Origin of the sequence: Tessaracoccus sp. ZS01 (genome assembly GCF_022342445.1) — a bacterium.
In the GTDB taxonomy this organism is placed as follows: Bacteria; Actinomycetota; Actinomycetes; order Propionibacteriales; family Propionibacteriaceae; genus Arachnia.
Genome location: NZ_PQFE01000002.1, coordinates 109,326 through 133,793 on the forward strand (window position 1 = coordinate 109,326; position 24,468 = coordinate 133,793).

Sequence of the window (24,468 nt, forward strand, 5' to 3'; positions counted from 1 at the left end):
ATGATCCTCCCGCCATGTAATTGAGCGCACCCACCAGTTTCCTTGATCAGACCTTGACCTCTCCTGAGCCGATTCCTGACCTCGTGAGGCGACTCTGGAGGGGTGAGAGAGACAGCACTGACCGCAGCGCCGCGAGCCGGCACCGAACCGGCCGAGGTGATCCTGGTCACGGCCCCCGCCTGCCACTTCTGCGACGACGCCCACGCGCGGCTCCGGGACCTGCAGGATGTGGGCCTCTTGCGCCTCAGGACGGTGGCCGCCGACTCCGACGAAGGTGCCGCGCTCATCGCCACGCACAGGCCCGCCATGTTCCCGCTCACGCTGGTAGAGGGGCGGCGGTTCCACGACGGGCGGATCCCGCGCGGCAAACTGGCGCGCCTCGTCACCGAACTGGAGGCCCGCTGATGGGCGCCGATCTCCTGGGTGCAGGGGGCATCCTGGCAGCATTCCTCGCCGGGGGTGTGGCTCTGTTCGCTCCCTGCTGCATCGTCTTCCTCGCCCCCAGTTACCTCGCCGCCGCGGCGAAGAACCGACGGTGGCGTCTACTCCCCCTCACGTTCGTGTTCGCGGCCGGACTGGCCGCCGTGTTGGTGCCCATCACGATGGGCGTCAGCATCATCGCCGGCGCCATCGCGAAATACCACGTGGTGCTCTACTGGGCGGGCGGCCTCCTGATGATCGGGCTGGGCGCGCTGGCCCTGTCGGGTGCCATGTGGTCGATGCCCTCGTTCCTGCGGGCGCCGGACACCGCGCGCGGCGACACCGGCACCTTCTTCAGTCTCGGCGTCTTCTCCGGAATCGCCTCGAGTTGTTGTGCCCCGGTTCTCGCCGGCGTCATGACGCTGTCGGCCCTCTCCGGCTCGGCTGCCGGGGGGCTCCTGCTGGGCGCCGCCTACGTGTTCGGCATGGTCATCCCCCTCTTCGTCATGGCGTTGCTCTGGGACAAGCGACCGGAGGGCATGCGTCGCCTCAGGGCGCGGCCGGTGAAGCTGTCGCTGGGTCGGCTCAGCTACTCCACGAACACGGTGAATCTGCTCGTGGCGACCGGTTTCGTCATCATGGGCGTCCTGGTCATCGGGCAGGCCGGCGCGGACGACATGACCGGGGGCGATGCGCCCCTGCTCGGGTTCGGCGCCTGGCTGAGCGACAGCTTCGCGTGGCTCGTTGCAGTCACCGCGCCCGTTCCGGAGGCGATCCTCGGACTGGGCCTGCTCGCGCTCGTGTCCCTCTTCGTGGTCGCCACTCTGCGCGACCGCACCCGGCGCCGCGACACCGTCGCGGCGGCCCATGACTGCTGCCCGGCCGAACCGGCCACGTCTTCGAAGGAGCTCCGATGAAGGACCCCAGGCTCGTCTGGATCAGGGCGCTCGGCGCGCTGACCACCGTCGTCATCCTCGCCGTCACCGGCTACGGCCTGTGGACCGCCGTCCCGGAATCCGGCGACACGGAGCACCGGGCGCCGGACTTCACCCTCGCCACGACGGCGGGCGAGAGCGTCACGCTCAGCGAACTGCGCCCCAGCCCCGTGATCCTGTACTTCAACGAGGGGGCAGGCTGCGCGTCCTGCACGATGCAGATGGCGGAGATCGAGAAGCACGCGGGCTTCGCCGAGGCCGGCATCAGGGTGCTGCCCATCGTGATGAACACGGCTGAGCAGATCCAGGCCGACATGGACCAGTTCGGTGTCACAACGCCGTTCCTCCTGGATGACGGGAAGGTGTCGAAGGCCTACGACGTCCTCGACAAGGGCATGCACCCGGGCCTGCCCGGCCACGGCTTCGTGCTCATCGACGGCGACGGGGTACAGCGGTGGTACGGCAACTACCCGTCGATGTGGCTCGCTCCCCAGGACCTCCTCGACGAAGCGGTCAGCCGTCTCAAGAGCTGAACCGTCCGAACAGCGGGCCGGTCACGAACCGCGCGTCGCCCGCTCCGTCTTGGCCTGCAGGAACGCGTTGATCCGGTCCCGCGCCTCGTCCGTACCGAAGCTGGCCGCTATGGTGCGGGCCTCCTCGTCCAGTTGATCCGCGAAGGACCGCGAGCACGATGACCGGATGAGGCGCTTCGCCTCGCCGTAGGCACTGGCCGCGCCGTCCAGCCAGCTCCGGGCGACGGCGTGGGCGCGGGTGGCGTATCCCTCGCCCCGCACCACTTCTGCAACCAGGCCCCAGCACTGCGCTTCTTCGGCGGTGAGCATGCGGTCTGACAACACGAGTTGCAGCGCGCGACGGGTGCCGACGGCGCGGGACAACTGCGCGGTGACGGAAAGGTCAGGGGTGAGGCCGATGTTCGCGTAGCGGCTTCCAATCCGGGCTCCGGCGGCGGCCACCACGTAGTCGGAGCTGAGCAGCACGCCCAGTCCGCCTCCGGCCGTCACGCCGTGGACCGCAGCCACCACAGGGATGCTCGACTCGGTCAGGGCCCTGATCCCCCGGTTGATGGTGTGCGCCAACTCCTCCAGATCCGACGGCGAGCCCATGGTCGTGGCCATGTCGATGACGTCCCCGCCCGCGCAGAAGCCGGGGCCGGCCCCGTCGATCAGGATGGCCCCGACGTCGCTGCGTGAGGTTATGTCGACCGTCGCCTTCTCCCAGGCGCGGGCGAGATCAGCGTTGAAGGCGTTGAGCCGCTCAGGGCGGTTGAGGGTGAGATGGGCCAGGCCATCGTCGATTGAGACCAGGAGAGGATCTGTCACGGCACGCTCCTTTGCGTCGGATCCTGGATCAACCCTAGACCCACGTGGGTCAAGGGACTTTGAGGCGGTGTCGCAACCTTCCGGTGGGGAGACGGATGGAATAACAAAGGGCCGCTGCCTCCATTTCTGGAGGCAACGGCCCTTTGAGCTCTAAGCGTCAGCGAAGGACGGTGACGTTCGAGGCCTGGAGACCCTTGGGACCCTGCTCGACGTCGTACTCGACCTTCTCTCCTTCTTCTACCGACCGGTAGCCCGTGGACTTGATGGCCGAGAAGTGCACGAATACATCTTCCGACTTGTCGTCGGGTGCAATGAACCCGAAGCCCTTCTCACCGTTGAACCACTTGACCGTACCTGTAGCCATGACTTAAGCCCTTCTGGCTTTGTGTGGCCGACTTTCGACCACAACTGGTGTCTGCTCGTCACACTTCTCAGAGGGAACCGCGTGGCCTGACGACCATTGCCTAATGGCTGTACAACACCTACTGCCGAGCAGGTCTCCAGCTTAGCCTCATTCGGGCCCAAACTGCGAGTCAGGCGTCAAATTCGAGGATTTTGATTCCTGGCACTTCTCTGCATAGCCACCTCACGGCCCGCCGGAACGGGTCAGGACGCGCCCTCCGCCCGGGCCTGCCCGGCGTCGAGGCCTGCGGTTTCGTCGGGCTGGTGGACGCCGAAGACGTTGCCCTCCGTGTCCACGAAGTAGCCCTGCCAGGCCATTCCCGGCAGCGCGTACTTCGGCATGGCGACCGTGCCACCCGCGCTGACGATCCGGTCGCCGGCCGCGTCGAAGTCGTCCACCTCGACGGTGATCACGGAGCCGGCGACAGGACTGCCCGGGGCCGGGTTGTCACCCATCCTCTTCATGATCGCGCCGTTGATGCCCGGGGTGCCCTCCTCCCTGGTGACGACGCCCATGTAGGGCATCCCTGCAAACTCGGACCAGTCCTCGATGGCCCAGCCGAAGACGCTGCGGTAGAAGTCGACAGCCCGCTGGACGTCTCCCGCGTGGATCTCGAAGTGCGTTACCCGGTTCATCGCTGCTCCTCGTGCACGTGTGACACACGCCGCGTGTGCCAATCACAATTCTCCTCGGCGAACGTGGCTTAGCGTGTGCGTATGGAGAACAAGACCCGACCCACCGCCACTCCGGTGCCGGACTTCCTCGACGGCTTGGACGCGCGTCGTCGCGGGGAGGCGGAGGAGCTCATCGTCATGATGCGGGAGGTCTCCGGGGAGGAACCGGTGATGTGGGGACCCACCATCATCGGCTTCGGCAGCACCTCCTACCGGCTCGCGTCCGGGCGCGAGGGCGAGATGGGGCTGCTGTCCTTCAGCCCGCGGCGATCCGCCATCACGGTCTACATCCCCGAGGGTTTCGAGCGGCACGGCGACCTGCTCGACCGCCTGGGCAAGCACCGTACCGGCGTCAGTTGCCTGTACCTCAACAAGCTCGCCGATGTCGACGCGGAGGTCCTGCGCGAGTTGGTGCAACGCTCATTCCAGCACCACGCCGAACCCCCGCCGGCCAAACCCGCCACCGTCGACGAATACCTGGCCTCGGTGCCGCAAGCCGCCCGTCCCCATCTGGATGAGTTGAGGGCACTGGTCCGCGAGGTGGCCCCTGAGGCGCAGGAGGTGTTCAGCTACGACATCATCGGCTACCGCCCGGCGGGCACGAAACGGGCCCACGGATTCATCTCGGGGTGGCGCGATCACATCGGCGTCTACCCCGTGCCGAAGGACAGCGCCCTGGAGGGGGAACTGAAGCCCTACCGACGCGGCAAGGGGACGCTGTGGTTCCCGCTGGACGAGCCCCTTCCCCGGGAGTTGCTGGCCCGGGTCTTCGCGGCGCTGCTGACGACGGGAGGCTGAGCCCGGTTCAACCCGGTCAGCGGCGACGGACGTGTCCCTGCAGCGTGCGCACGAGCAGCACGGCGCCGATGACGACGGTGATGAGTCCCAGCCCACCCAGGCCCGGTGAGTCGTCGGCCTGTCCAGCCATGACCACGAGACCGCCGAAGGCCACGAGGAACACCCCTGCCGCAATCGAGAGAACCATCCACCAGCGATCCACGCCGCACCTCCGAGGACGAAATCTACTCCCCGTTCCCGCAGCGCCGCGGCCGGGAGCCGAACGGCAATCCCCCGCCCCGGGTGGTGAGTTGGCAGCGCCAGCCACAGGTTGCCAATTCTGCCAACGCGAGAGACGCGGGACGCTAGCGTGTCGACATGGAGAAGGTGTTCGGTGGTGCACGCCTGAGGAGACTGCGCGAGGAGCGCGGGCTGTCCCAGGTGGAGCTCGCGCGCGTGCTGGTGATCTCCCCCAGCTACCTCAACCAGATCGAGCACGACACCCGGCCGCTGACCGTCACCGTCCTCGTCCGTCTGACGGAACTCTTCGGCATCGATCCGTCGTACTTCTCCCCGCGTGACACCGCCCGCCAGTTGGCCCAGCTGCGTGAGGCGCTGCGCGAATCCTCCGACGACGAGGCGCGCACCCTCCCCTTGAGCGACCTGCAGCAGATCGCCCGCACCATGCCTGAGGTCACCGAGGCCATCGTCCGTCTCCACCGGGGGTACCGCGACGCCGTCACCCTCGTGGAATCGGACACGGCGCGCGCCGGCGGGCGGTTGGCGCTGATGCCGCACGAGCGGGTGTTGGAGTTCTTCGACAAGCACCTCAACTACTTCAACGCGCTCGACCGTACCGCCGAGCGACTCGCGAAGGCTGTGGGGCACCGCGGCGGCGACCTGATGCACCAACTCCGCTCCCACCTGGAGGCGGTCCATGGGGTGCAGGTCACCATCGACCGTGGCGGGCTCGCCCAGGACATGCACGCCTATGACGAGCGGCACCGCACGCTCGTCCTGGCCCCGGATCTGCGCGAAGGGCAACAGGCCTTCCGGATGGCGACGCAACTGGCCTACCTCGAGGCCGAGCACCTGCTCGACGAGGCGCTGGCCACCGTCGAATGGCCCGACGAAACGAGCCGGACCCTCGCGCGGATCGGTCTGGCGCACTACTTCGCGGCGGCACTGGTGCTGCCGTACACGGAGTTCTTCAGGCGCGCGGAGAGGCTCCGCTACGACGTCGAGGAACTGGCCGAGCACTTCGACGTGGGGTACGAGACCGCCGCGCACCGTCTCAGCACGCTGCAGCGACCTGGGATGCGCGGCGTCCCCCTGATCTTCATCCGGGTCGACCGGGCCGGAAACGTCTCCAAGCGCCAGTCGGCCACGGGTTTCCATTTCTCGCGCGACGGCGGCACCTGCCCCCTGTGGAACATCTACGAGGCGTTCAGTTCGCCGGGCCAGGTCAAGGTGCAGGTGGCGGAGATGCCCGACGGTCACCGCTACCTGTGGATCGCCCGCACGGTCACCCATCGTCGGGGCGGCTACGGTAGCCCCGCCAAGACCTTCGTGATCGGGCTCGGCTGCGAACTGCGGCAGGCGGGCAGGCTCATCTACAGCCTCGGCCTCGACCTCATCGAGCCGGACGTGGTGCCCATCGGCCCCGGCTGCCGGACGTGCGACCGGCCCCGCTGCATCCAGCGGGCCACCCCTCCCGTCGGGCTGGCGCTGCGCGTCGACGAGTCACGCAGTAGCTTCGCTCCGTACCCACTGTCAACCTGAGGCGTCGCTTCCCGCTTGGCGGTTCTTTGCACTTGAAGGTGTCGGAAGCACCTAGTCAGCTCCTGATTGCGCAGGCGGTGTGAGCGTTCACAACAACGACGGCAACGGTGCGAGTTTTCACTGACTTCGCTGAAGTGCCGTTTGTGGTTTTCCATACTTGGCAAATCGGCACCCTTGTGGCCTCCTCAGGGCGCAACGGATGCTTATCGACATGTTCACGAACCCATCCCAGACAAACCGTCTCCAGGCAACGACGCCCTCCGCGGGATACCACCTGTCGGTGGTCGGGGATCCGGTCCCCGGAGACGAAACCCTTCTCACCCCCGAGGCGCTGGAATTCATCCGCGCCCTCCACCGCAAGTTCGGCAAGCGCCGCCTTGCTCTGCTGGATGCCCGCTTCCGCCGCACCACCCGCCGCGACACCCTCGGCTTCCTGCCCGAGACCACCGCGATCCGCAACGACGACTGGTCGGTCCCGGCGCCGGCCCCCGGCCTCGAGCGTCGCGTCGTCGAGTTGAGCGGCCCGGTCGACGCAGCCTCCTGCATCGAGGCGCTCAACTCGGACGCCGACGTCTGGATCGCCGACTTCGAGGATTCCACGAGCCCCACCTGGGCCAACATCATCACCGGCCACCTCAACGTCAAGGCCACGGTGGCGGGCGGCCTGCCCGGGATCCGGGCCGAGGGTGGCCCCACCGTCGTCCTGCGCCCGCGGGGCTGGCACCTCCTCGAGCGCCACATCAAGGTCGACTCCGAGCCCGTCCCCGCCAGCCTCGTGGACTTCGCACTGCACTGCTTCCACAACGCGGCCCCGCTGCTCGAGCAGGACCGCGGCCCGTACTTCTACCTGCCGAAGCTCGAAACCCACCAGGAGGCCCGCCTCTGGAACGACGTCTTCGACTTCGCCGAGGCCTCACTGGGGCTGCCGGCCAACTGCATCCGCGCGACAGTCCTCATCGAGACCATCACCGCAGCCTTCGAGATGGACGAGATCCTCTTCGAACTGCGCGGGCACGCGGCGGGCCTCGCAGCGGGTCGCTGGGATTACATCTTCAGCATCATCAAGCAACTCGGCGGGGATGCCAGCTTCCAGCTGCCGGACCGCCGGGACATCACCTTCGACGCCGGTCACCTGCAGGCCTTCTTCGACCTGCTGGTCCACACGGCGCACCGACGCGGGGCCCATGCCCTCGGCGGCCTCACCGCCACGACCACGGACGAGGTGGATTCCTCGGAGCAGGTCCGAGCTGCCAAGGAGAGCGACGCCCGCCGCGGTTTCGACGGCTCCTGGGTCGCGCAGGTGGACCTGATCGGCACGTGCCGCGAGGCCTACGCCGGCGTCCTGGCCAGCCAACCCCACCAGCTCGAGGCCAAGCTCGACGACCCCGGCGTCACCACGGAGCACCTGCTCACCCTGGAGGAGCCCGGCCCCGTCACGGCCGATGGGATCGCGGCGAACATGGCCGTTCTGGTCCGGTTCCTCGACGCCTGGCTCGACGGCCGCGGTGAGATCGCCGTCGACGGCCTGCTGCAGGAGACCTCCACCACAGAGATCGCGCGGGCCCAGCTGTGGCAGTGGTCCCGGACCGGGGTCACCAGCGACGACGGACGACCCGTCACCCGGCACGTGCTGGCCGACGCGCTGGACCGGGAACTCGAGGCGCTCAGCACCGACGACGGGTCCCGCGACGACGGCCGGCTCGCGGCGATCCGCCACCTCGTCGAGTTCGGAGCCCTGGGCGAGGTCCTGCCCCCGTCGGTCACCGAACACGCCTACCGGCGCTACCTCCTCGACGCCTGACCTCCCCCCATCACACCGTTCAGAAAAGAAGGAGCATCTGTCAATGTCGACCGTGCAGACCACCATTCGCATCAACCCCGCGGCTCTTGCCGCCTACCCGGACGTCTACACCCCGGAAACCGTGGCCGCCCTCGAGGCGCTCGCCGGGTTGGACACCCAGCGCGCGGAGCTCATGGACCGCCGCATCCGACGCCGGACCACACGCGCCAACGAGCGGCAACCCCTCGATTTCCTTGCCGAGGACTCCGTCATCGAGGGCACCGGGATCACCGTCGCCGATGCGCGCGCCGGCCGCTTCACCGGTCCGGTGATTCCCGCGGACCTGCGTCGGCAGTGGATCCAAGGCACAGGGCCAAGCACGAAGCCGCAGGCGAGCGTCGCGTCCGGGCTGCGCAACGTCGCCTACGCCCTGCTGTCCGGCGCCGACGGCTGGATGTTCGACGGCGAGGACGCCCTCGGCCAGACCGGGTTCATGTCTCTCGACGCCCAGCGCAACCTGCGCCTCATGGTCGCCAACGATCCGCAGTTCCTCGACGTGGCCGAGCAGGTCGCCGGCGAGATGAACGAGTGGGCCCGCGGCTTCCTCGGCCGGGAGATCATCGGCGACTGGCGCGAACAGTTGGGGTTCACCACGCGGATCTTCCGCTGCCGCGGACTCCACCTCGACGACCGCCACCTCACGCACGACGACGGCCGGGGCTTCTCTGCCAGCATCACCGACCTGGTGCTCTACGTCGTGCACAACCACCGCGACCTGGCTGAGCAGGGTCGCTCGATCGTGCTGTACCTGCCCAAGATCCAGACCGCCGCCGAGGCCGCCCACTGGGGCCGGTTGATGGACGCGCTCGAGGACCATCTGGGCCTTACACGTGGCACCATCCTCGGCTACGTGCTGGTGGAGCAGGTGGAAGCCTCCTTCCAGCTCATGGAGATCCGGGCGGCGCTCGGCCTCCACTTCGTCGGTTTCAACACCGGCCGCTGGGACTACATCAACTCAGTCTCCGACGCCATGGCCTGGGATCCTGAGTTCACCAACCCCAACATCGACGCCATCACCATGACGTACGCCTACATGCGGGCCTACGAGGACCGCGTCCGCCGGGCCGTCAACACGCCGGACGCGGCGGGCAACTTCGCGCTCTGGCAGGGCGGGATGGAGCCCAACATCCCCGTCGGCAGCGAGGAGGGGGTGGCCACGGCCATGACCAGGGCGGTGGGCGGCGGCGAGCGCGAGCAGCGCGAGGGCGCCTCGGGCAAGTGGGTGGCCCACTGGAAGATGGTGCACATCATGCGGCCCGTCTGGGAACGCGTCGGCGACGACAACCAGCTCGGGCGCGAGTTCCCGGCGCTGACCTACACCGCCGAGGACGCCCGTGCCCTGACCCAGCTGGAGGACGCGCCCCGCACCGTCCGCGGCGCCCGCGACCTCCTGAGCGTGGGGCTCCAGTACGGCAACGCGTTCGGCCAGGGGTTCCAGGCCGCGGCGCTCAAGCCTGCGGATTTCTTCGGCGACGACAGCGTGCTCTACCTGATGGAGGACGCGGCCACGGGCGAGATCCGCCTCTCAGTGCTGTGGGAGTGGCTGCACAAGAGCGCCACGTTCACCGCCGACGACGACGAGACCGGCGTCAGGGCCGGGGATCCGATGACCGCGGAACTGTTCGAACGGCTCCTCGACGAGGAGTATCACAAGCTCGTCGCCGCGGATGGCAAGGACGTCCACGAGGTGTCGAAGACCACGACCCTACCCATCGCGCGGGAGATCGTGCGGGCCTACGTCACATACCCGGTCAAGGCGCCCTGGTACATCGATCTGCTCAACCTCAACCTCAACAACCACGACCTGCGCGAGGCCGAGGCCCGGATCGAGCGGTACCTCAACGCGTTCGCCGACGACGGCACCCGCATCACCTGGAACCTCGATCTGGCCGCAGCGCCGACGCCCTCCGACCATCCCATCACGTCAACCAACGAGGGACCTGACATGACCATCGATCAGACCGCCACCGACATCCAGCAGTACATGGACGGCGACCGCTTCGCCGGAATCAAGCGGCTCTACTCGGCCCGCCAGGTGGCGGAGCAGCGCGGCACCATCCCCACGGCGTACCCGATCGCCCGCGACAACGCCGCCGCCTTCCACACGCGGCTGCGCGAGCTGTTCTCGGAGAAGAAGTCGATCACCACGTTCGGCCCCTACTCCCCCAGCCAGGCCGTGACCATGAAGCGCATGGGCATGGAGGGCATCTACCTGGGCGGTTGGGCCACCTCGGCCAAGGGATCGGTCACCGAGGACCCGGGCGCGGACCTGGCCAGTTACCCCCTCTCGCAGGTTCCCGACGAGGCGGCCGGCATCGTGCGCGCGCTGCTGACCGCTGACCGCAACCAGACCTACCTACGGGCCCGCATGCGCCCAGATGACCTCGCGGTGGCCCCCGCCCCCGTCGACTACCGGCCGTTCATCATCGCCGATGCCGACACCGGCCACGGTGGCGACGCCCACGTGCGCAACCTCATCCGCCGCTTCGTCGAGGTGGGCGTGACGGGCTACCACATCGAGGACCAGCGCCCCGGCACGAAGAAGTGCGGCCACCAGGGCGGCAAGGTGCTCGTGGGGGTCGACGAGCAGATCAAGCGTCTCAACGCGGCGCGGTTCCAGCTCGACATCATGGGCGTGCCGGGCCTCATCGTCGCCCGCACCGACGCCGAAGCGGCCACCCTCCTCGACAACAACGGTGACGAGCGCGACCACCCCTTCGTCCTGGGCGCGACCAATCCGTCCATCCCGTCGTACAAGCTCGTCACCCTTGCGCTCATGCGCGCCATGCACACGGCGGGCACGAAGGTGTTGTCCGGCTTCCAGCTCTACACGATCACCGACGAGGAGTACGCCGCGGCCGACGCCTGGCTGGAGCACAACGGCCTGATGGCCAAGGCAGGGCAGGCGGCCACCCGGCTCGTGGGCGCAGCCGAACCCATCGTCGATGAGACGTACGACGGCCTGGTCAACGACATGGTGGGCCTGTGGGAGGCCGCAGCCGGCCTGATGACCATCGGGGAGGCCGTGGCGAACCGCCTCCAACTGCTGGCCGCCGACGACGCAGACCTGCCGATCAGCGAGGATGAGTGGCGCGAGTTCGCGGCGGATGCCTCCTTCTGGATGGTGCGTGACAAGGCGCGCGAGCTAGGCATCGACTTCTACTGGAACGCCGACGTCGCCCGCACCCCCGAAGGCTTCTACCAGGTGCGCGGGGGTATCGAGTACGCCATCCGCAAGTCGCTGAGCGTGGCGCCCTACGCGGACATCATCTGGATGGAGACGGCTTCGGCCGACATCAGGGAGGCCGAGCACTTCGCCAGGGCGATGCACGAGGTGTTCCCCGACAAGATGCTCGCCTACAACCTGTCGCCATCGTTCAACTGGGACTCCACCGGCATGACCGACGACGAGATGCGCGAGTTCCCGGCGAAACTGGGAGCTGCGGGCTTCGTGTTCAACTTCATCACCTACGGCGGGCACCAGATCGACGGTGTGGCCGGCGAGGAGTTCGCCTCCGCGCTCATGCACGACGGCATGCTGGCCCTCGCCAAGGTGCAGCGCCGGATCAGGTTGCTGGAGTCGCCGTACCGGACGCCGCAGACCCATGTCGGCGGCCCGCGTCTCGACGCGGCGCTGGCCGCCTGCTCGGCACGCACCGCCACCACCAAGGCGATGGGCAAGGGCTCCACCCAGACCCAGCACCTGGTGCAGACCGAACTGCCGAAGAAGGTCCTCGAAGACTGGCTGGCCGAGTGGGCTGAGTTCAACGGGCTCGGGGCACCGCTGCAGGCGAGCCTGCGGCCCAGCCGGGAGGCGCCCGAACTGCTGGAACTGGCGGTCTACCGCGGGCCGGACGACAAGGTGCACAACATCGTGTTCGCCCCCATCAACGACCGCCACGGACGCACCTTCATCTCGGTGCGCGACCAGAACACCTTCGACGACAACCTCCGCAAGAAGCGCCTCTCGATGCTGGTGCACCTGTACATGATCCAGCGCTTCAAGGCCGACGCTGTGCACTACGTCTCGCCCACGGAAGCCAACGCCGCCCAGTGCGAGCGGATGAAGGCCCAGGGCCTGTACTCCGACGTCGCCACTGAGCTGGGCAACATCATCGTGGCGCGGGTCAGCAAGGATCGGATGGCTGACCTGACCGCGCCGAACAGCGGCGAGATGTCGGACCTGATCTCCCGGGCCGACGTGAACGCCTGATTGCCCGTTCCAACGGGGAGGGCCGTGCGGCAGGTGTCGCACGGCCCCTCCTGTGGATAACTTTGACGGCCTGGCCCCGCCCGCAGCGAAGATCAGGGCATGTCGATGAGCAATCTGCATCCAGTCCCTCAATCATCCGCACCCGACCGCCGGGGTGAGCCCTGGACCGACGACGACTACCGCACCATGGTCACGCTCTGCCGACAGGGCGCCGTGATCGACGAGCTCTGCGAGGCACTCGGGCGAACGAGTCAGGCCGTCCTGGGCAGGGCCAAACGGCTGCTCCCCATGGCGGAGCGTGGCGCCCCCGGCGAGCGCGTGCTCGCGCAACTGCACAAGCACCTCGTCTCAGACGACCATTACGACTGGGAATCTCACCTGGCCGCACTCCCACCTCCGCGTCCCGTGATCAACCACGTCCACCCGCCGGCCCAGCTCACGGGCATTTCGGGACTCCACGACAATGAGCTGCTCCTGGTGGCCGCCGCCCTTTTCCAGGCCGGGAAACATACACCGACCGGTCGGCTGATGGATGAGTGCGCCAGCGCTATCCGGCGAAGGGATCTCGTGGACCGCTTCATCCAGGAGACGGTGGATCAGGCCCACGATGTCGTGAACCGCTCCGGCTACGGTTTCTACCCGGGATACCGCTGATCGGCGGCGCCTTGTCCTGAGCGGGTCGCTCTGGGGCCGGCCGCAGGGCCGACGACCCAATTTCGCGCCCAGGTCAGGATGGAACGGGAAGCGGGTCGCTCCGGTCTCGGTGCCAGACGGCCGCGCTGCGTTCGAGGAGTTCGTCGAGCCGGCGGAAGTCAGGTTCCTCCACATCAGCTTGGGTGCTGACCTGTTCAGCGATTCCGGACTCATCTGGGCGGGGTGGTGCCTTGGCTGACGGGGTGAGTTCGCGCATCAGGTGTCTGCGGTGTTGCCTGGGTCTGCGGGCGGGGTCGACATGTCTCGGTGGGGTGAACCACGGCAGCCCGGTGACCGGATCCAGGTGGACCTGCCATTGTGATTCGGCTGATTGGTGTGGGTCTGGCTCGACCAGCCGGTGGTGGTGCGGGCAGAGGAGAACGCCGTTGGCGAGTGAGGATCCTCCGCCTGCCCACCAGGGGACGATGTGGTGCGCCTCACACGAGGCCGGCCTGGCGGTGCAGTGGGGGAACGCGCAGCCCCCGTCACGGAAGATCAGGGCGGCCCGGATGGCGGGGGTGAACAGCCGATGCTCGCGGCCGACGTCGAGGGGCTGGGAGTCGCTGCCGAGCACCATGGGGATCACGCCCGCGTCGCACGCCATTCTGCGGGCCGCTCCTGGGGCGAGGCCGTCGACGTCGAGGCCCGGCAACCCGACCGCTCCCAGCCCGGTGGTGAGGGTGTCGAGTTTCATGGTGATGTGGACCCGGGGCCGGTCCCCGCCATGAGCAGGCAGGTCACCGGCAGCGGCGGCGGCCTGAGCCAGCAGCACCAGGGCGTCGGCGCGTCGAACGTCCGGCCCCGGAGTTTCGCCCGCGTCCGCGTAGGAGGAGGCCGACGGCAGCAACGCCTCCAGCTGCGCGGCCAACAACGCGGCATCTGCCACCGGTAGCAGGCCGGTGATCCGGATCGAGCCGTGATGGTCCGGCGACAGACGCAGGAACCTTCCCCTGCGCGCGGCCCGCTCTTCGGCTGCCAGACGCTTCGCGTCGTCAGCCTCCGCCAGGTCAGGATCAATCACCTCGACCAGCCGCGACGCCAACTCCCGCAACTCCGAAGGCCCCAGCGTGTCCACGTGTTCAAGCACCGACTTCTGGCACTCCACCAGATCTGCGCGGGTCAACCGGCCGGGCAGCTTCCGCAGCCCCGAGACGATCGCCTCGGCCTGCGCCAGCGAAATTTCCCCGTCGTTCAACGCCGCAGCGATCAGCGAGAACCGCTCCCCGAGATCCAGCGCCAGTTTCAACGACGCGGTGGCCTGGGAGGTGGTGGTGCGCACCGATTGACGGACCTCGTCGACGACACTGTCGGCGGCGGAGAGGCGGGCTTCGTGCAGGAGGTGGAGACGCAGGCCGACCAGTTGGGCCTCGGCCTCGGTGACGGTGTGCACCATGGTGGCCAACCGTTCTGCGGCCGGTGAATCAGTGCGGAGTGAGCCTGCGGCGTCCCAGAGCGCAGCGATACCCTGCTGCATCAGTTCCCGCGCTTCGCTCATGTGAACTATTCTAAAGGAACGCACGGTCTAAAACAAGGGAAAACACCTTGTCAGAAGCAACTTGTGCTAGCAGGTACCCCTGACAATTCGCCGTCAACACATCGCCGATGAGCGGGGTGGGCGTCACGACCAGCGTCGATCCTTCGACCACAGGCCGCTGGCTCAGGAAACCGCGGAGCAGCCGCAGGGGGTAGCCCAGGAATCGCGCTCGACCGGCCGCCAGCCGCGCACGATTGATATGGAGAGTTATCCACAGCCCGCCAACGGAGCCGCTAGTGCCACGGGTACTCCCACACGATGGACCCATGAGCTTTCACGATCTCCCCCAAGAATGGTCCGCGCTTCCGCTGACGGACACCACCCTCGCCGTCGACGTTGTCGACCTTTTCCTCAAGGATTCCGACCGGCGGCAGAACTCCGCATTGCTCCTCATCTGCGATGACGAGGGGCATGCCCTGCAACCCGTGGTGATAGGCGACATCGACTGGTACATGACTGCCGATGAACGGGTAGGGCTGTTCCGTCTGTTCGAGCACCTGGCGGTGCCGGGCGTGGTGGTGGCCGTATCTGCGGGCAGACCCATCGAACCCGAGGTCGCCGACCGGTGGCTCCAGACCGCACGCGCCGAACTGGCGAAGCATCACGTTCAACTGTTCGGCTTCTACAGTGCAGACCTGCGCGAGGTCTGGGAGCACCGGCCGGCGGCCTGAGCCGCCTCGCCGTGCCTCAGGCGAGGGTTGCTTCGAGGGTGATCTCGACGGCCTTCAGCGCCTGGCTGATGGGGCAGTTCTCCTTCGCACCGTTCGCGATCGTCTGGAAGGTCTCCTCATCCAGGCCATCGGCCTGCACGTTCGTGATGAGGTGAATCCCGGTGACGCCGGTGCCGGCCACGAAGCTGACTTCGGCGTTCGTCGTGATCTCCGTGGGCGGGGTGCCGTTCTTCTTCAGTTCGTTGGAGAACGCCATGGAGAAACAGGTGGCGTGCGCTGCGGCCAGGAGTTCCTCGGGCGTCGTGGTGACATCCGAACCTTCGGCGCGGGCGTTCCACTCCACCGGGAAGCTGCCGGAGCCGGAGCTGTCCAGGGTGGTGGTTCCCTTGCCGGTGAACAGGTCACCGTTCCAGACGGTGCTGGCCTTGCTGACGACGGGGTTGGGCATGATCGCTCCTCTTTCGTTGATCGGCGGCCGGTTGACCCGGTTTGCCTGCCACGCTACCCCGTCGATGCGCTCACTGTGGCGGTCCGGCTGATGCCACTAGTCAGGCTGATCTGCCCCCAGCAGGATCAGGCAGTGGCGCATCATCCGACGCCGGATCGGGACCGCCAGGGTGAGCACGAGGCCGTCGTCTTGCCATTGCCATGCCTCGAGGAGTACGGAGCGTCCCTCAAGGATGGCATGCATGACTGCGGCACTACTGCCGGAACGTTGGGAGCGCACCAGCAGCGTGGCGCCGTCGGCGAACTGGAGCCTGGCCGTCCGCTGCACCGGGCCCGGGGACACGTTGCGAACCGGGATCCGACGCTGGATCAACCGGTCCAGACGGATCATGAGCAGGGCGAAGATCCGCTCCTGCACCTCATAGATTTCCCGGTCCATACTCCAGTGTGAACCGGTTGTCCGGGGAAGTCACGGACTTGTCGTGGCAAAGGCCGCTGTTGACATCGCCTCAGGCCCCCGTCGTATCGTCGGCGAAAGTCGGTGCGGCACCGCGCCACTGACATAGGGAGCCACGATGAGCCACTACATCATCTACTTCAACCAGCAATGGGTGGGCGACCACAGCGAGGAGTGGTTCGCCAGCCGCGGACCCCTCGCCAACGCGGTCGTGGACGAGATGAAGGACGCCGGCGTCTACGTGTTCGCCGGCGGGCTCGAGGAGAACATCAACGAGGCGTGGAGCGCAGACGCGACGAGCGGCACGGTCGAGATCAACGACGGGCCATACGGGTCGTCCAGCGAGTTTCTCGGCGGACTGACGATCATTGATGTCGCGGACGACGAGGCTGCGAAAATGTGGGCCGGCAAGGTCGCTGTTGCCTGTGGCTGGCCCCAGGAGGTCCGGCAGATCAAGTGAGTCAGTCGTTGCCCTATGGCCCGCAGTGAACGGTCGAACCGGTAGCGGTCAGGCCCGTTCGGCCATGATCTGTTCGACGAGGATCTCAGCGTGCCCGGCGTGCTGGGCCAACTCGCGGATGCAGTGGTTCAGCACCCAGCGGAGCGAGAGCTCCCCCATGACGGGGTGCGTGCAGCGGTCGTCGAGTCCCCATTGAGCGATGACCTCGTCAGCTGCGGCAACAGCCAGCTCGTGATTGCGCGCAAGTCGCGCAAGCGTGTCATCCGGCTCCAGGGTGAAGCTCTCGTCCACCGTCTCCGGAATTCCCGCTTCTGCGCGAGTCAGGCCACCGAAGCGACAAGGGAACCAGGCCGTTTCGACGAAAGCTGCGTGCTTGAGCAGGCCCATCGGCGTCGTCAGCGACGGCACCAACCTTCGCCTCGCCTCCTCGTCGGTCAGCACGAGGACCGTCTCGCGGACGAGTCGGCGATGCTCACCGAGGAAGGCGAGAAGGACCTCGCGCTCGGTACCGGCACTCGCATCCAGGGCAGTGATGCCAGCCATATCACCCTCCTTCACCTCAGAGCGTCACACACCCGCTGCCGCACGGCACTGCTACGCCACAATCACGGTAGACGCTCACCCGGATCTCCACCGAGTTCCGGCGCGCGCACGTGTCCGATCAGTTGATGATCTCCGCGTCCGACTCCCGCATCTCCCTCAACCGCTCGCGCCACACGTCGAGCTCATCGGGCCCCAGACGGGTCCAGCTGGCGATCTCCTCGATGACGCGCAACGGAGCCGCGCTGCGGTAGGACAGCGTCGGGTTGCCGGGGAACTTCTTGTCGGTGACGTTCGGATCGTCCTCGAAAGGACCGGTCGGCTCCACGAGATACACGTGCGGTTCGGCGCCCACGGGACCGAGCATCGCGGCGATTTCGGCCGCCAGGCCACCGCCGTCGAGCCGCGCGGTGAAGTAGACGTGGTTCATGGTCACTTCGGCCCGGTAGTTCGAGGGGCGCCCCGGGGTGACCAAGTCACCGGGAGACAGCACCGCTCGGGTGCCGTGGTAGTACCGGGTGGGTTGCGACTCCTCCGACGTATCCACAACCTGAGTGTGCCACGACGCCACCGTGCCAAGAGCCGGCTCTTGGGCGCTCGTCACCTCCGCGAAGAATCCCCCGAGCCATTCCGCGGTGGAAGCTGGTCGACGGCGCGGCGCACGTCATCGAGTCGCGAATGCCAGCGGGCCAAGGCCACTTCGTCAGCACTCCCGGTCGCCCGCTCCCTGGTCATATCTGGGAGTCATGGCGAATCAGACGTTGAAGCGGAACTCCACGACGTCGCCGTCGGCCATGATGTAGTCCTTGCCCTCGAGGCGGACCTTGCCGGCGGCCTTGGCCGCGTTCATCGAGCCGGCGGCCATCAGGTCGACGAAGCTGACCACCTCGGCCTTGATGAAGCCCTTCTGGAAGTCGGTGTGGATCACACCGGCAGCCTCGGGCGCGGTGGCGCCCTTCTTGATCGTCCAGCCGCGGGCCTCCTTGGGGCCGGCGGTCAGGTAGCTCTGCAGGCCGAGGGTGTCGTAGCCCACGCGGGCCAGCACGTCGAGGCCCGGCTCTTCCACGCCCATCTCGGCGAGGAACTCGCGAGCTTCGTCCTCTTCCATCTCGACCAGCTCGGACTCGAACTTGGCGTCGAGGAAGATCGCCTCGGACGGGGCGACGATGGCGCGCATCCTGGCCTTGAGTTCCTCGTCGCCCAGTTCGTCCTGGTCGCAGTTGAAGACGTAGAGGTACGGCTTCGCGGTGAGGAGGTGGAGTTCGTAGAGGTCCTCGGTGTCGAGGCCCGAGGCGCGGACGCCCTGGCCCGACTCGAGGGCATCCTTCGCGGCCCTGAAGGCCTCGAGCTTCGGCTGCGCATCCTTCTTGATCCGCGCCTCCTTCTCGATGCGCGGCAGGGCCTTCTCGACCGTGGCGAGGTCGGCGAGGATCAGCTCGGTGGAGATGGTGTCGATGTCGGAGGCGGGGTCCACCTTGCCGTCGACATGGGTGACGTCCACGTCGTCGAACACGCGGGTGACCTGGCAGATCGCGTCGGCCTCGCGGATGTTGGCGAGGAACGCGTTGCCCATGCCTTCACCTTGCGAGGCACCCTTCACGATGCCGGCGATGTCGACGAAGCTGACGACAGCCGGCACGAGCCGCTCGGAGCCGAACACCTTCGCCAACTCCGCGAGCCGCGGATCCGGGACGCCGACCATGCCGACGTTGGGCTCGATCGTCGCGAACGGGTAGTTCGCCGCGAGCACCTCCGCGCGGGTCAGTGCGTTGAACAGGGTCGACTTGCCGGCGTTGGGGAGACCGACGATTCCAATGGTGAGTGCCACGAGAGCGCAGCTTACCGCTCCGCGCTGAGGCGACCGAATGCCGCGCACCGCTGGAGCCCCCGTCTCGGGTATCCCGGGCGCGAGACGGACCCCCAGCAGAGTTGAGTTGTGCAGCAAGTCCGCTGCACAACTTCACACTGCCCACCCCGACCAGGCTCCGGCTCGTGGCCAGAGTTGAGTTGTGCAGCAACTCCGCTGCACAACTTCACACTGCCCCCTGTCCGCATTTTGGCCACGTTTGCGTAGCGTTAATGGGTTGGTTAGGGTTGCCTAAGTCGCGACACCGACAGCTACTACTGAAAGACACCGATGAAGCAGACTCTGCGCCTCCTCGCCGCCACCGCAGCCGCCGGCGCCCTCGCCCTCACGGCGTGCGGCACCCCCGATACAGCCCCCGCCGCAGACGAGACCTCCGGTCAGGCGATCTCCGTGGCCCACACCCAGGGCACCGCTGAACTCGACGGCACGGCCAGCAAGATCGTCGTCCTCGACTTCGGCGCCCTCGACACCCTGGACGCGCTCGGCGTCAGCGGCTCGGTCGTGGGTGTTCCCAAGGGCGGGGCCTTCCCCGACGCTGTGAGCTCCTTCAAGACCGAGTCCACCACGGACGTCGGCACGCTCCAGGAGCCCAACTTCGAGGTCATCGCCTCCCTGCAGCCGGATCTCATCGTCGCGGGCTTCCGCTCCGCGAAACAGGTTCCTGAGCTGAGCAAGATCGCGCCGACCATCGACATCACCTACGACTACTCCAAGAGCTTCTACGACGGTGTCGCCTACGCCACCGACATCCTCGCCCAGGCGACCGGCACAGAGGAACAGGCCGAGGCCGAGCTCAAGGAGCTCGAGGAGGCCATCGCCGCCGCCAAGGACAAGGTGCCCGCGGGCAAGAACGCCATGGTCCTCATGACCTCCGGCGGCAAGGTCTCGGCGCACGGCACCCAGTCGCGCTACAACGCCCTGTTCAACGACCTGGGCATCGAGCCCACCATCTCCGACGTCGAGGCCGAGGCCCACGGCGACGCCATCTCCTTCGAGGCCATCCAGCAGGCCAACCCCGATCTGCTGTTCGTCGTGGACCGCGACGCCGCCATCGGTGAAGAGGGTGCCGCCGCCGAACAGGTGCTCGACAACGAACTGGTGGCCACCACCTCTGCCTGGAGCAACGACGACGTCGTGTACCTCGAGGGCCAGCGCTGGTACATCCTGATCCACGGCGCCAACAACGCCGTCGAAATGATCAACCAGGTGGCTGCCGAGCTGTGAGCGTCGCCGCCCTGCACACCACGCGTCAGCCCGCCACCCGTCCCCTGAACCGGGGATGGGTCGGCGGGCTCGCCGCGCTTCTCGTGCTGGCGGCGGTCTCGCTGTTCGTCGGCGTCGCTGACCTCTCCCCCTGGGATTTCGTCTCGGGGCAGGCCACAGACCAACAGGTGCTGAACCTGTTCGCGTCTCGCATTCCCCGCACCGTCGCCGTGCTGCTGGCCGGCGCCTCCCTCGCACTCTCCGGCCTGTTGATGCAGTTGCTGGTGCGCAACCGGTTCGTCGAACCCACAACGGTGGGCACCTCCGAGTCGGCAGGCGTGGGTATCCTCATCGCGGTGATGCTGTTCCCCTCCGCGCCGCTGTGGGTGAAGATGCTCATCGCCGTGGCCACCGCGCTGGTCGGCACCGCCGTGTTCGTCCGCCTCGTCCGGGCCCTGCCGCCTCGCGCGCCCATCGTCGCGGTGCCGCTCGTCGGCATCATGCTCGCCGGCGTCATCTCCGCCGGCACCACATTCGTCGCCTACCACTTCGACCTCCTCCAGAGCCTCGGCATCTGGATGCAGGGGGACTTCTCCGGCGTGCTGCGCGGCCGCTACGAACTGCTCTGGCTGCTGGCCATCGTCGGCGTCGTGTTGTGGGTCTTCTCGGACCGCTTCACCGTCGCGTCGCTCGGGGAGGAGCAGGCGACCTCGCTGGGCCTGTCCTACAAGACCACCCTCAACCTCGGCCTCGGCATCGTCGCCGTGGCGTCCGCGGTGACCCTGGTGGTGGTCGGGGCCATCGGCTTCGTGGGCCTGATCATCCCCAACCTCATCGCCATGTGGCGCGGCGACAACCTGCGCCGCAACATCGCCTGGACGGCCCTCGCAGGCTCCGGTTTCGTGCTGGTCTGCGACCTCCTCGCGCGCACCATCAACTACCCCTACGAGATCCCCGTCGGCACCATCTCCGGCGTGCTGGGCGGCACCGTCTTCCTGGCGCTGCTGCTCACCGGCAAGCTGAGGACCGCCAGATGACCACTGTCGCCTTCGTCCCGGACACCAAGGTCCGACGCCAGGTCGGCCCCGGCGCCCGCCTCTGGCTCGCGGTCGCCTTCTGCCTGGTGGCGGCCGTCGCTTTCGTCACGATCAACGCGGCCGGCAACCTCGAGTTCATCCTGCCGTTCCGCGGCCGCAAGCTGGCCGCGATGGTGCTCGTGGGCTGGGCCACAGGGGTGGCGACGGTGGCCTTCCAGACGGTGACCAACAACCGGCTGCTCACCCCGTCGATCCTGGGCCTCGACGCCCTGTACGCCTTCATCCAGACGCTGCTGATCTTCATGCTGGGGGTCACCTTCGTCTCTGCGGTCGGGCCGTACACGATGTTCGCCATCACGCTGGTGCTCATGCTGGCTTCAGCCATGGCGCTCACGGGCCTGCTGTTCGGCCGCAAGGGCCGCTCCGTCTACCTCGTGGTGCTCGCCGGTCTGGTGCTGGGCGCGATCCTGCGCTCGTTCTCCTCGCTGATCAGCCGGATGCTGGACCCCACGAGCTACCTGGTGCTGCAGGGCAACCTGTTCGCCTCCTTCAACGCCGTCAACCCGGAACTGATCTGGGTGGGCTTCGCCGTCGTCGCTGCCTGCACCTGGTGGCTGTGGCGCGCACGCAACACGCTCGACGTCCTCACGCTCGGCCGCGAAGCCGCCGTGTCCCTCGGTGTCCCCTACCACCGCACCGTCCGCACGGTTCTCCTCGTCGCCACCCTGCTGGTGTCGGTGTCGACGGCGCTGGTCGGGCCCATCACGTTCCTCGGCCTCATCGTGGCGGCCGTGGCCTATCAGGTCGCCGGCACCGGCAAGCACGCCTACACCATGCCGATGGCGGGGCTGCTCGGAGTGGGCGTCATCGTGGCCGGCCAGGCCATTCTGGAGCAGGTGTTCGGGTTGGGCACCGTACTCTCCGTCATCATCGAATTCGCCGGGGGCATCGCGTTCATCTGGCTCGTCATCAGGAAGGCTGCACGGTCATGATCGAGGTCAAGGACGTCACCAAGCGCTACGGCAAGTCGGTCGTCGTCGACGACGTGTCGGTGTCGCTGCCCAGCGGCGGTCTGACCGCCATCGTGGGCGCCAACGGTGCGGGCAAGTCCACCCTGCTGTCGATGGTCGCACGCCTGCTCGGCGCAGACACGGGCGAGATCACCGTGGGGAACCTCGACGTGGCGAAGGCCGACTCCCGGGAGTTGGCCAAGCGGCTGGCCATCCTGCGGCAGAACAACGACGTGCAGTCGCGGCTCACGGTCACGGACCTCGTCGGCTTCGGCCGCTACCCCCACAGCGGCGGTCGGCACACGAAGGCCGACCACGAGGCCATCGACCTGGCCATCCGATGGATGGGCCTCGAGGACCTCCGGAACCGTTTCCTCGACGAGATGAGCGGAGGCCAGCGGCAGCGCGCTTTCGTCGCGATGGTGCTGGCGCAGGACACCGAGTACGTGCTGCTCGACGAGCCCCTCAACAACCTGGACGTGTCACACGCGCACGGCATGCTGCAGACCCTGCGCCGCGCCGCCGACGAGCTGGGCAAGACCGTCGTCATCGTCCTGCACGACATCAACTACGCCAGCTGCTGGGCGGACCAGATCGTCGCCATGAAGCACGGCCGGATCCATGCCGTCGGCACGCCGGCCGAGATCGTGCGCCCAGGGCTCCTGCGTGAGGTGTTCGATCTGGACATCGAGGTGGGAGAGTTCCAGGGCCGGCCCATCGCGCACTTCTACCTGCCCATCCCGACGTGCAACAACTGCCACCGGTCGCAACGGGAGGGCTGCTGCCTGGACCGCCAGGTCGGCGCCCCCGTGCCGCTCGTCCTCAACGCCGGTTGAGCTGCCCGTTCCCCATCAGGCCGCAGCACCGCCTGCGTAGTATGACTCCATCGCGCGGGCGAGGAACCAGGCGTCCTCGACCCCACACAGCTCGCGCGCCGAGTGCATGCTCAACAGGCCGATGCCCACGTCGACGGTGGTGATGCCCAGCCGGGTGGCCGTGATGGGCCCGATGGTGGAGCCGCAGGGCATCGAGTTGTTGGACACGAACGGCTGCGTCGGCACGTCTGCGCGGGCGCAGGCGTCCAGCCAGAGGGCGGCGCCCACCGCATCCGTGGCGTAGCGCTGGTTCGCGTTGATCTTCAGCAGCGGGCCGCCGTTGGCCTGTGGATGGTTCTTCGGGTCATGGTGGCCCACGTAGTTCGGGTGGACCAGGTGCCCGGAATCCGCAGAGACACAGCTCGACCGGGCGAACATGGCGCGGGCGGCGTCCAGGCCAAGCCCGTAGCCGGCCGCGATCCGCTCCAGGACGTCCTGCAGGAGGGGTCCACCGGCGCCGGTGGTGGTGGCGGAGCCCACCTCCTCATGGTCGAAGGCGACGAGTACGGACACGTCGGAGCCCGCCTCGAGCGCCTCGAAGGCGGTGAGGCCCGCGTGGGTGGAGGACAAGTTGTCCAGGCGACCCGAGGCGAAGAACTCCTCCTCAGCCCCGATCACGGCGGGCCGCTGGGTATCGAACAGGTACAGGTCGTGGTAGGCGACCTCCTCGGGGGCAACACCCGCCAGTACCGCGAGATGGTCCTTCACGGGCCGCTTCAGGTCGACGGCGACCACGGGCTGCATGTGCTGCTGCTTGTCCAGCTTGAGCGCGTCGTTGACGCCGCGGTCCAGGTGGATGGCCAGCTGCGGGATCCGGGCGATGGGCCCGCTCTTCACGAGGTGGCTCTGCCCATCACGGGTGACGAGGCGGCCGGCGATGCCGAGATCGCGGTCCAGCCACGAATTGAGCAGCGGCCCCCCGTACACCTCCACGCCGACCTGGACCCACCCCGCCGAACGGATCAGGTCACCCGGCTTGATCTTGAACGACGGCGAGTCCGTGTGGGTGCCGACGATGCGGAACCCGGCGGCCTCGGTCAACTCCTCCGGCGCGACCCAGGCGACAACGGCGCCGTCGCGCTGGATGAACCGCTTGCCGGCGACGCAGTCGAAAGGCCGACGCGGGTCCAACTGCTCGAAGCCCGCCTCCCGCAGGCGCCGTGCCATCGTGCTGGCCGCGTGGTAGCTGGTGGGCGACGCGGTGACGAACTCCGCGAGATCTGCGATGTGGTCCTGGGCGGTGCTGAGCATGGCGTCAAACATAGCCCCAGCCCGATGGGCGTGCGACCA

Annotated in this window: 25 protein-coding genes; 14 read left to right on the forward strand and 11 right to left on the reverse strand. The window is 67.6% G+C overall.

Going from position 1 to position 24,468, the window contains the following annotated elements; all coding sequences use genetic code 11:
* The first annotated feature begins 102 nt into the window (after positions 1–102).
* Genes C3E87_RS04305 through C3E87_RS04315 form a run of 3 tightly spaced genes read left to right on the forward strand, consistent with a single transcriptional unit; the run spans position 103 to position 1,888 of the window.
* Positions 103–405 carry a glutaredoxin gene (locus tag C3E87_RS04305; protein ID WP_198928197.1) on the forward strand — a complete coding sequence of 101 codons (303 nt, stop codon included), beginning with the start codon at positions 103–105 and terminating at the stop codon, positions 403–405.
* Positions 405–1,337 (forward strand): cytochrome c biogenesis CcdA family protein, encoded by a 933-nt coding sequence (locus C3E87_RS04310; protein WP_076059807.1) that lies wholly within the window; start codon positions 405–407, stop codon positions 1,335–1,337. Before C3E87_RS04305 ends, C3E87_RS04310 begins: the two co-directional genes overlap by 1 nt.
* A complete protein-coding gene (locus C3E87_RS04315) occupies positions 1,334–1,888 on the forward strand; it encodes a peroxiredoxin (protein WP_076059809.1) in 555 nt (184 codons plus the stop codon). The genes C3E87_RS04310 and C3E87_RS04315 overlap by 4 nt, the downstream gene beginning before the upstream one ends.
* 21 nt (positions 1,889–1,909) lie before the next feature.
* Here C3E87_RS04315 and C3E87_RS04320 read toward each other — a convergent pair whose 3' ends face one another.
* The 3 genes from C3E87_RS04320 to C3E87_RS04330 form a co-directional block, all read right to left on the reverse strand.
* On the reverse strand, positions 1,910–2,695 hold the full coding sequence (locus C3E87_RS04320) for an enoyl-CoA hydratase/isomerase family protein (protein WP_076059811.1): 786 nt from the start codon (positions 2,693–2,695) through the stop codon (positions 1,910–1,912).
* A gap of 157 nt (positions 2,696–2,852) precedes the next feature.
* Positions 2,853–3,059, reverse strand: coding sequence for a cold-shock protein (locus C3E87_RS04325; RefSeq protein WP_076059814.1), 207 nt, complete (start codon positions 3,057–3,059; stop codon positions 2,853–2,855).
* Between the two features lie 242 nt (positions 3,060–3,301).
* Entirely contained in the window at positions 3,302–3,733 is a 432-nt protein-coding gene (locus C3E87_RS04330) for a VOC family protein (protein ID WP_076059816.1), read from the reverse strand.
* An 81-nt stretch (positions 3,734–3,814) separates the two neighbouring features.
* On the opposite strand from C3E87_RS04330, the gene C3E87_RS04335 reads away from it, so the two are divergent.
* Positions 3,815–4,570 (forward strand): DUF1801 domain-containing protein, encoded by a 756-nt coding sequence (locus C3E87_RS04335; RefSeq protein WP_076059818.1) that lies wholly within the window; start codon positions 3,815–3,817, stop codon positions 4,568–4,570.
* Between the two features lie 16 nt (positions 4,571–4,586).
* Here the strand turns inward: C3E87_RS04335 and C3E87_RS04340 are convergent, their stop codons facing one another.
* Positions 4,587–4,757: a hypothetical protein gene (locus C3E87_RS04340; RefSeq protein ID WP_198928198.1), complete on the reverse strand. Its 171-nt coding sequence runs from the start codon at positions 4,755–4,757 to the stop codon at positions 4,587–4,589.
* A 170-nt stretch (positions 4,758–4,927) separates the two neighbouring features.
* On the opposite strand from C3E87_RS04340, the gene C3E87_RS04345 reads away from it, so the two are divergent.
* The 4 genes from C3E87_RS04345 (at position 4,928) to C3E87_RS04365 (ending at position 13,038) form a co-directional block, all read left to right on the forward strand.
* On the forward strand, positions 4,928–6,331 hold the full coding sequence (locus tag C3E87_RS04345) for a short-chain fatty acyl-CoA regulator family protein (protein ID WP_076059820.1): 1,404 nt from the start codon (positions 4,928–4,930) through the stop codon (positions 6,329–6,331).
* A 211-nt stretch (positions 6,332–6,542) separates the two neighbouring features.
* Positions 6,543–8,132, forward strand: coding sequence for a malate synthase (locus C3E87_RS04350; RefSeq protein ID WP_083665395.1), 1,590 nt, complete (start codon positions 6,543–6,545; stop codon positions 8,130–8,132).
* 43 nt (positions 8,133–8,175) lie between these two features.
* Positions 8,176–12,384 carry an isocitrate lyase/phosphoenolpyruvate mutase family protein gene (locus tag C3E87_RS14740; RefSeq protein WP_198928199.1) on the forward strand — a complete coding sequence of 1,403 codons (4,209 nt, stop codon included), beginning with the start codon at positions 8,176–8,178 and terminating at the stop codon, positions 12,382–12,384.
* 99 nt (positions 12,385–12,483) lie between these two features.
* Positions 12,484–13,038 carry a hypothetical protein gene (locus C3E87_RS04365; protein WP_076059822.1) on the forward strand — a complete coding sequence of 185 codons (555 nt, stop codon included), beginning with the start codon at positions 12,484–12,486 and terminating at the stop codon, positions 13,036–13,038.
* A gap of 73 nt (positions 13,039–13,111) precedes the next feature.
* Here the strand turns inward: C3E87_RS04365 and C3E87_RS04370 are convergent, their stop codons facing one another.
* Positions 13,112–14,572: an HNH endonuclease signature motif containing protein gene (locus C3E87_RS04370; protein ID WP_076059824.1), complete on the reverse strand. Its 1,461-nt coding sequence runs from the start codon at positions 14,570–14,572 to the stop codon at positions 13,112–13,114.
* Positions 14,573–14,877: 305 nt separating this feature from the next.
* On the opposite strand from C3E87_RS04370, the gene C3E87_RS04375 reads away from it, so the two are divergent.
* Entirely contained in the window at positions 14,878–15,282 is a 405-nt protein-coding gene (locus tag C3E87_RS04375) for a hypothetical protein (protein WP_076059826.1), read from the forward strand.
* 16 nt (positions 15,283–15,298) lie between these two features.
* Here the strand turns inward: C3E87_RS04375 and C3E87_RS04380 are convergent, their stop codons facing one another.
* Both C3E87_RS04380 and C3E87_RS04385 read right to left on the reverse strand, forming a co-directional pair.
* Positions 15,299–15,730 (reverse strand): OsmC family peroxiredoxin, encoded by a 432-nt coding sequence (locus C3E87_RS04380; RefSeq protein WP_076059828.1) that lies wholly within the window; start codon positions 15,728–15,730, stop codon positions 15,299–15,301.
* A 96-nt stretch (positions 15,731–15,826) separates the two neighbouring features.
* Entirely contained in the window at positions 15,827–16,168 is a 342-nt protein-coding gene (locus C3E87_RS04385; RefSeq protein ID WP_076059830.1) for a hypothetical protein, read from the reverse strand.
* A 136-nt stretch (positions 16,169–16,304) separates the two neighbouring features.
* Here C3E87_RS04385 and C3E87_RS04390 point away from each other — a divergent pair, with 136 nt between their 5' ends.
* Positions 16,305–16,646 (forward strand): YciI family protein, encoded by a 342-nt coding sequence (locus tag C3E87_RS04390; protein ID WP_076059832.1) that lies wholly within the window; start codon positions 16,305–16,307, stop codon positions 16,644–16,646.
* Positions 16,647–16,694: 48 nt separating this feature from the next.
* Here C3E87_RS04390 and C3E87_RS04395 read toward each other — a convergent pair whose 3' ends face one another.
* From C3E87_RS04395 to ychF, 3 genes are all read right to left on the reverse strand, one after another.
* Positions 16,695–17,189 carry a DinB family protein gene (locus C3E87_RS04395; RefSeq protein WP_076059834.1) on the reverse strand — a complete coding sequence of 165 codons (495 nt, stop codon included), beginning with the start codon at positions 17,187–17,189 and terminating at the stop codon, positions 16,695–16,697.
* Between the two features lie 118 nt (positions 17,190–17,307).
* The gene (arr, locus tag C3E87_RS04400) at positions 17,308–17,733 is read right to left on the reverse strand and encodes an NAD(+)--rifampin ADP-ribosyltransferase (RefSeq protein ID WP_076059836.1); all 426 of its coding nucleotides are present in this window, start codon (positions 17,731–17,733) and stop codon (positions 17,308–17,310) included.
* A gap of 207 nt (positions 17,734–17,940) precedes the next feature.
* Positions 17,941–19,014: a redox-regulated ATPase YchF gene (gene ychF, locus C3E87_RS04405; RefSeq protein WP_076059839.1), complete on the reverse strand. Its 1,074-nt coding sequence runs from the start codon at positions 19,012–19,014 to the stop codon at positions 17,941–17,943.
* 309 nt (positions 19,015–19,323) lie between these two features.
* Between ychF and C3E87_RS04410 the strand changes: the two genes are divergently transcribed.
* Genes C3E87_RS04410 through C3E87_RS04425 form a run of 4 tightly spaced genes read left to right on the forward strand, consistent with a single transcriptional unit; the run spans position 19,324 to position 23,139 of the window.
* Entirely contained in the window at positions 19,324–20,277 is a 954-nt protein-coding gene (locus C3E87_RS04410; protein ID WP_076059841.1) for a siderophore ABC transporter substrate-binding protein, read from the forward strand.
* On the forward strand, positions 20,274–21,293 hold the full coding sequence (locus C3E87_RS04415) for an ABC transporter permease (protein ID WP_198928200.1): 1,020 nt from the start codon (positions 20,274–20,276) through the stop codon (positions 21,291–21,293). Before C3E87_RS04410 ends, C3E87_RS04415 begins: the two co-directional genes overlap by 4 nt.
* The gene (locus C3E87_RS04420; RefSeq protein ID WP_083665396.1) at positions 21,290–22,285 is read left to right on the forward strand and encodes an iron chelate uptake ABC transporter family permease subunit; all 996 of its coding nucleotides are present in this window, start codon (positions 21,290–21,292) and stop codon (positions 22,283–22,285) included. Before C3E87_RS04415 ends, C3E87_RS04420 begins: the two co-directional genes overlap by 4 nt.
* Complete coding sequence (locus tag C3E87_RS04425) at positions 22,282–23,139, forward strand: ABC transporter ATP-binding protein (RefSeq protein WP_076059843.1); 858 nt, start codon at positions 22,282–22,284, stop codon at positions 23,137–23,139. Before C3E87_RS04420 ends, C3E87_RS04425 begins: the two co-directional genes overlap by 4 nt.
* 15 nt (positions 23,140–23,154) lie before the next feature.
* Here the strand turns inward: C3E87_RS04425 and C3E87_RS04430 are convergent, their stop codons facing one another.
* Positions 23,155–24,429: a M18 family aminopeptidase gene (locus tag C3E87_RS04430; protein WP_233120697.1), complete on the reverse strand. Its 1,275-nt coding sequence runs from the start codon at positions 24,427–24,429 to the stop codon at positions 23,155–23,157.
* Positions 24,430–24,468 lie beyond the last annotated feature (39 nt).